Origin of the sequence: Clostridium sp. SGI.024 (assembly GCF_050315195.1) — a bacterium.
Taxonomy (GTDB): Bacteria; Bacillota; Clostridia; order Clostridiales; family Clostridiaceae; genus Clostridium.
On record NZ_JBNPON010000151.1, the window covers coordinates 1 to 749 of the forward strand.

General features: G+C 30.3%; 1 protein-coding gene. It reads right to left on the bottom strand.

Features of this window, described 5'->3' with window-relative positions:
• Positions 1 to 749: transposase (locus ACQRD5_RS17145; protein ID WP_427747114.1), on the bottom strand; the 749-nt coding region annotated here is incomplete at both ends.

Genomic DNA, 749 nt, shown 5'->3' on the forward strand with positions numbered 1-749 from the left:
GAATAGTTTTCTTCACTTTCATATCCAGCATCAGCAACAATTTTTAAATATTTAAAATTTAAATGTTCTTCCATACTTTTTAGAAATGGTATTAGTGTAGTTGTGTCTGTGGGCTGAGGCCCTACCGTAAGCCATGTGATATATTCTGAATCGACTCCATGTTGTACATTGTAAGCAGGTTTAAGTTGACCATTTTTCATAGCATCTTCCTTCATTCTCATAAATGTAGCATCCTTATCAGTTTTGGAGTAGCTATTTCTATCACCGCAAGTGTACACTTTCTGATTATATTCCTTAAATTTTGAAAGATATTCTTCAAGCTTTTCTATAGATTTTTGAAGTGTGGTTTTTCTTTTACCACATCCGTGGACGAACTTTATGCCTTCTAATTTTTTTAGTTCATAAAGCCTTTTTCTTAGTTTTTTTATGTGCTTAATTTTTACTTTATTTTTATAAATCAATTTAATGCCATAAAGTTCTTCAGATTCTTTTACAAAGTCTGCTAATTTAATTGATAGTTTTGCCATATTTTTTGTAACAGCCTTTTTCCAAACAAAAGTATATTTATTTGCATAAGCTTCTATTTTAGTTCCATCAATAAATATGTTATCACCTGATACTTCTCCTATCTTATAAAGAAAATTACTCATTTCACCCAAAATTTTTTCAGAACATGGTGCAAAATGTAGACTTCTAAATCTTGCAATTGTTGAGTGATCCGGAGCGGAAGCACCTTCTAATAAAAACAT